The organism is Vibrio sp. 10N.222.48.A3 (assembly GCF_041475345.1).
GTDB lineage: Bacteria > Pseudomonadota > Gammaproteobacteria > Enterobacterales > Vibrionaceae > Vibrio > Vibrio tasmaniensis_A.
On record NZ_JBFRVX010000247.1, the window covers coordinates 1,164 to 5,445 of the forward strand.

4 protein-coding genes are annotated in these 4,282 nt (G+C 43.7%); all 4 read left to right on the forward strand.

All coding sequences use genetic code 11. The features are described from left to right. Positions 1–114 precede the first annotated feature (114 nt). On the forward strand, positions 115–513 hold the full coding sequence (gene mutT / locus AB4653_RS08315; protein WP_009848390.1) for an 8-oxo-dGTP diphosphatase MutT: 399 nt from the start codon (positions 115–117) through the stop codon (positions 511–513). A gap of 92 nt (positions 514–605) precedes the next feature. Then, the gene (gene dapB, locus AB4653_RS08320) at positions 606–1,430 is read left to right on the forward strand and encodes a 4-hydroxy-tetrahydrodipicolinate reductase (protein WP_020477212.1); all 825 of its coding nucleotides are present in this window, start codon (positions 606–608) and stop codon (positions 1,428–1,430) included. A 503-nt stretch (positions 1,431–1,933) separates the two neighbouring features. After that, entirely contained in the window at positions 1,934–3,106 is a 1,173-nt protein-coding gene (gene carA / locus AB4653_RS08325) for a glutamine-hydrolyzing carbamoyl-phosphate synthase small subunit (protein ID WP_009848392.1), read from the forward strand. Between the two features lie 16 nt (positions 3,107–3,122). Then, positions 3,123–4,282, forward strand: a 1,160-nt coding sequence (gene carB, locus AB4653_RS08330) for a carbamoyl-phosphate synthase large subunit (protein ID WP_372103805.1), incomplete at its 3' end; no start/stop codon positions are given.

Genomic DNA, 4,282 nt, shown 5'->3' on the forward strand with positions numbered 1-4,282 from the left:
AGTGAGGGACGAGCGAATCGGGGATCTTTCGAACTAACAAGAGAGCAGATTCCCTATCTAATTCGTTCCTCATTGTAGGGAATGACGCTAGGGACATAGAAGGAACACCATCATATGAAAAGAATCCACATTGTAGCGGGCATCATCTTCAATCAAGATAAGTCACAGGTATTTATCACTAAGCGCCCAGACGATAAACACAAAGGCGGTTTTTGGGAATTTCCAGGTGGCAAGGTTGAAGCGGGCGAAACCATCGAACAAGCAATGACTCGTGAGCTTGATGAAGAGATTGGTATTAAGGTGACAGAACAGACTTTGTTTGAACACCTTGAGTTTGACTATACGGATAAGTCACTTAAGTTTGATTTCATCCTTGTGACCGAATTCGAGCAACAGCCTTATGGTAAAGAAGGTCAACAAGGTGAATGGGTCGATCTTGAATCATTGAGTCAATACGCCTTCCCCGAAGCAAACGTGCCAATTTTAGAGCGAGTAATAAAAGAGTTTTCGTAATTGCTAGCCTGAGTTTGAGATTGTTGTTAGTTTAAAGAGATTAATCGATTGAACGTTGCTGCAAGAGATAAGTGGCAACGGTAACCAAAACAATGGAGATATTCGCAGTGGTAAGAATTGCAATTGCAGGAGCAGCTGGCCGTATGGGTCGTAACTTGGTGAAAGCCGCTCACCATAATTCAGAAGCAAGCGTTGGTGCTGGTTCAGAACGTCCAGAATCATCTTTGGTCGGTGTTGACGTCGGCGAGTTATGCGGTGAAGGTCGTTTTGATGTGGCTCTAGTTGATGACCTTTCGAAAGCGATTGAACAGTTTGACGTGATCGTCGACTTTACCGCACCTGTAAGCACATTAGCGAATATTGAACTTTGTAAACGTCACGGTAAAAAACTGATCATCGGCACTACGGGTTTCTCTGAAGAAGAAAAGCAGGTTATCGATGCGGCTTCAAAAGAAATGGCTATCGTAATGGCACCGAACTATAGCGTTGGCGTGAACTTGGTTTTTAAGCTGTTAGAGAAGGCCGCTAAAGTGATGGGCGATTACTGTGATGTTGAAATCGTAGAGGCTCACCACCGTCATAAAGTCGATGCGCCGTCAGGTACTGCGATCGGCATGGGTGAAGCGATCGCTGGTGCGATGGGCAATGAGCTAAACGATGTCGCTGTATGGTCACGCGAAGGCATTACGGGCGAGCGTACAAAAGATGAGATTGGTTTTGCGACAATCCGTGCCGGTGACATCATTGGCGAGCATACCGCAATGTTTGCTGATATTGGTGAGCGCGTTGAAATTACCCATAAAGCCACGGATAGAATGACCTTTGCTAATGGCGCAATCAAGGCAGCTGTTTGGCTAAATGATAAGCCAGCAGGCTTTTATACCATGACAGACGTCCTTGGTTTAAACGATCTGTAAATAGATATTTATGCGCTGGCAATTGCCGGCGCTTTCTTTATTTGGTGGCTTTTCCTTAAGAATTCCTCTTCTACGATCTTCCTTCTACTTTCTTCTTATCGCCACTTTCCCTCTATTTTTATGCTATTTATGCAGGCTTTAGTGTGCTTTTTGTTTTAGATCTTTAAATTATCATGTTTTCTCTTGGTATTTATCGATTGCGTTTTGTCGCTGATATTTTTGGCACTCTATGGTTAGCTAAAATGACGGGTGAAAATTAGAAAATCGTAATATTCCTATTAATTGAGTATGAAAGTTGAACTTTTGAAGCTTTGGTAAAGGAAATTGAATTAGTTCTTACAAATGTTTAATTTCTTTTGCGTTAAATGTTGACACGTATCACGCAGATCACTAAAATACCGCCAATTTGTCTAATTTCCATAAACACGCAGTTTTTGGTGTTGCAGGAAGGTAGATTTGCAAATTAAATCAATTTTAATGCATTTTTATTTCTGGAGGTTGTCTTGAAGAAGTCAGCACTACTCGTCCTAGAAGATGGGACAGTATTTCACGGTGAAGCCATTGGCGCTGTAGGTTCTGCAGTTGGTGAAGTCGTTTTTAATACCTCGATGACGGGGTACCAAGAAATCCTCACTGATCCTTCCTATTCTCAGCAAATCGTTACCCTTACTTACCCTCACATTGGCAATACCGGAACCAATTCCGAAGATGAAGAATCTTCTTCAATCCATGCTCAAGGCCTTGTGATTCGCGATCTCCCTCTAATCGCTTCTAACTTCCGTAATGAACAATCCCTTTCTGATTACCTTAAGTCGCAAAACGTTATTGGTATCGCTGATATCGATACTCGTAAGCTGACGCGTATTCTTCGTGAAAAAGGCGCACAGAACGGTTGTATCGTAGCTGGCTCTTCAGTAAATGATGGAAATTTAGACGAAGCTTTGGCTCTAGCTAAAGCAAAAGAATTCCCTGGCCTGAAAGGTATGGACCTTGCGAAAGAAGTTACAACAAAAGAAGCGTATCAATGGAAACAAGGTTCGTGGACGCTTACGGGTGGACTTCCTGAAGCGAAAGCAGACTCTGAATTGCCATACCACGTTGTTGCTTATGACTTCGGTGCAAAACGAAACATCTTACGAATGCTTGTTGACCGCGGCTGCCGCCTAACGGTTGTTCCTGCTGAAACTTCTGCTGAAGAAGTACTTGCTCTGAACCCAGACGGTGTTTTCCTTTCAAATGGCCCTGGTGACCCAGAACCATGTACTTACGCAATTGAAGCAACAAAAGTGTTCCTAGAAAAAGGTTTACCAATCTTTGGTATCTGTCTAGGTCACCAGATTCTTGCTCTTGCGTCAGGCGCTAAGACAGTGAAAATGAAGTTTGGTCACCACGGTGCAAACCACCCGGTTAAAGATTTAGAACGTGATGTTGTGATGATTACTTCACAAAACCACGGCTTTGCTGCTGACGAAGATACGCTTCCAGAGACATTACGAGCGACTCATAAGTCTCTATTTGATGGTTCTCTACAAGGTATCCACCGTACAGACAAACCAGCATTTAGCTTCCAAGGTCACCCAGAAGCAAGTCCAGGTCCAGAAGATGCGGCGCCGCTATTCGACCACTTCATTGAATTAATTAACCAGTCTGTTGCAAACAAACAAGACAAAGCGTAATCCGGAGTAGTAGATAATGCCAAAACGTACTGACATTAAAAGTGTTCTAATTCTAGGTGCTGGTCCGATTGTTATCGGTCAAGCATGTGAGTTTGATTACTCTGGTGCTCAAGCTTGTAAAGCACTTCGCGAAGAAGGTTACCGAGTTATTCTTGTAAACTCGAACCCAGCGACAATCATGACTGACCCAGACATGGCTGATGCGACTTACATCGAACCTATCCAATGGGAAGTTGTTCGTAACATCATCGCTAAAGAGAAGCCTGATGCAGTTCTACCGACAATGGGCGGCCAAACTGCACTTAACTGTGCGTTAGATTTAGAAAAATACGGCGTACTTGAAGAGTTCGGCGTAGAGATGATTGGCGCAACTGCTGACGCTATCGATAAAGCTGAAGACCGCTCTCGTTTTGATAAAGCAATGAAAGCTATTGGTCTTGAGTGTCCAACGGCTGATACAGCGAAAACGATGGAAGAAGCTTACAAAGTTCAAGAAATGGTTGGTTTCCCTTGTATCATTCGTCCATCGTTTACGATGGGTGGTACAGGCGGTGGTATCGCTTATAACAAAGAAGAATTTGAAGAAATTTGTCGTCGTGGTCTGGATCTTTCTCCAACCAACGAACTTCTAATCGATGAGTCACTTATCGGTTGGAAAGAGTATGAGATGGAAGTGGTTCGCGACAAGAACGACAACTGCATCATCGTATGTGCGATTGAAAACTTTGACCCAATGGGTATTCACACTGGTGACTCGATCACCGTGGCTCCTGCTCAAACGCTAACAGACAAAGAATACCAACTAATGCGTAACGCTTCTCTAGCGGTACTGCGTGAGATTGGTGTTGAAACGGGTGGCTCAAACGTACAGTTTGGTATTAACCCGAAAGATGGCCGTATGGTTATTATCGAGATGAACCCACGTGTATCTCGTTCTTCTGCACTTGCTTCTAAAGCAACAGGTTTCCCAATCGCTAAGATTGCAGCGAAACTGGCTGTTGGCTTTACGCTAGACGAGCTAATGAATGACATCACTGGTGGCGCAACGCCAGCATCATTCGAACCAACAATCGATTACGTAGTAACTAAGATTCCTCGTTTTAACTTCGAGAAGTTTGCAGGTGCTAACGACCGTCTAACGACTCAAATGAAGTCGGTTGGTGAAGTTATGGCTAT